Here is a 1,991-nt window from a genome sequence, read left to right as displayed (position 1 = left end):
CGTTACCAGCAATTTTGCCACAGAAATCGCATAATAGAACAAATATCAATGACTAAAATACTAAAATTACTTTTATTTATTCCATTAATTTCTATCGGTCAAGAAAAAATCGAAACTAAATCTGAATATCCAAATTATGTTGGAGACATCGAATTTAATTCTGAAATTGACAATAATAAATTTGAGTTATGTAATTCAAAACACATTTTTCAATACTTTAATAATTCTGGTGGTTTAGAATATGAAGGTGAAAAATTGGCAATTGAAAAAGAATTTTCTGAAAAATATAAATCAGAAATCATTAAAAATGAAACTGGATTAATAAGAATTAATTTTGTAGTTAATTGCAAAGGAAAAACGGACAGATTTCGTTTGATTTCAATGAACCAAAATTATGAAGAAAAAGTTTTTGTCAAATCAATAACAGAGCAACTTATAAATATAACAAAAAACTTAAAAGGTTAGGAAAGGAAAAAAATACAGAGAAAAAGAAATTGATTATTATCAATACTTAATTTTTAAAATAGAAAATGGTCAATTAAAAGAAATACTACCTTGAAAAAATTAATCTACATATTGTTAATTCTACCAATTTGGTTATTTTCACAACCAAATTGTAATGCTTATTTATATAAAGGCGATACTTTACAATATAAAGCTTGTATAGAGGCTGAAAAAACTGAAAAACTTTATCAATTTCAAAGAGAGTTTCAAGAAATTCTTGATAATGCAATTAAAATTTGTCCAAATTTCGCATATGCTTACAGAGAGAAATCTACAGCGTACTTAAAAAGTGGAGACTTTCTAACTTGGAAAAAATTAATAGACAAAGCGGTTGAATTAGATTATGGCTCAAATTTAGGATATAGAGCCTGGTGTCGTTATCAATTTTTTAGAGATTACAAAGGAGCGATTAATGATATAGAAAAACTGGAGAGTTTAGTTAATTATAATATTGGTTATTCAGTGGATGGCGATTATCACTTAAAAATCGCAAAAGCAATTTGCTATAGCGCAATAAACCAAAAACAAAAAGCAATTAAAATTTTTCTTGAGCAAATAAACACTAAAGATTATTCTGCTGGTTTATATGATTATTATCAATTAGGTGTAACTTACTATGAAATAAATGATTTTCAAAATGCTTTAAAATCATTTGAAAAACAAAGCGAAATAAATGAATTTGCAGACAATGCTTACTATAAATGCAAAGTATATAAAACTTTAAAAAATGACGCTGATTATAGAAAATATAAGGAAATTGCTTTAAAATTATATCTTGAAAATAAAAAATTATTTGATTTTTATACTCAACATTCTAATAGTATAAATTATGAAACAATCGTAAATGAATAAAAACTGCTGGTAACAGCGATTTGCATAAATGGCGAAATATGTGGTAAATTCACGTTTATCTTCCGCAATAAATTTTATCTTAGCCGAAAATAATCGGTCACGAAGTTCGCCACTTCTGCAAGCCGCGACACGTTATAATATATATTTCGCCATTTTTGCGGTGAAAAAATTACTCACTTCGCTCCTACTAAGAAAATAATCTGCAATCCAAAAAATTGATGATTATTAAGAAGGTTTTGAAAAAGTTTGTGTCGAAATAAATTCTGTTAAAATCGTTAAGCCGAAAATAATCTGATGAAATTAAAGTGATGCAGTTTGCGTCGAAAAATATTGTGGCGAATTCATTTAGCCGAAAGTATTTTGGTTAAATTGAAGAGATGCAGTTTGCGTCGAAAAATCTTATGATGAAATCGTTACGCCGAAAGCAGTTTGGTTAAATTAAAGTGATGCCGTTTGTATCCAAAAGTATTGCGTTGAAAAATTGAATAACGAAGAAATTTTGTGCAGAAAAATACATATTATAACACTGGTTTAGCATGATGGGGAATTTAGTGGAATCTCCGTTTTTTTTTCATATATTCGTACAGCCAAAAATAATCTACTTATAAGTTCCCCACCAAGCTAAGCCAGGAACC

General features: G+C 27.7%; 2 protein-coding genes. Both read left to right on the top strand.

Annotated features, from left to right (window positions below):
- On the top strand, positions 1-465 hold a 465-nt coding region (locus tag A3SG_RS20465; RefSeq protein WP_232226434.1), incomplete at its 5' end, for a hypothetical protein.
- A gap of 90 nt (positions 466-555) precedes the next feature.
- Positions 556-1,356, top strand: a complete 801-nt coding sequence (locus tag A3SG_RS0118220; RefSeq protein WP_016991422.1) for a hypothetical protein — start codon at positions 556-558, stop codon at positions 1,354-1,356.
- Positions 1,357-1,991: the final 635 nt, after the last annotated feature.

The sequence above is a fragment of the Flavobacterium sp. ACAM 123 genome (assembly GCF_000264055.1).
Lineage (GTDB): Bacteria > Bacteroidota > Bacteroidia > Flavobacteriales > Flavobacteriaceae > Flavobacterium.
Note: the sequence above shows the minus strand (reverse complement) of the source record. Positions and strands in the feature narration are given on the sequence as shown.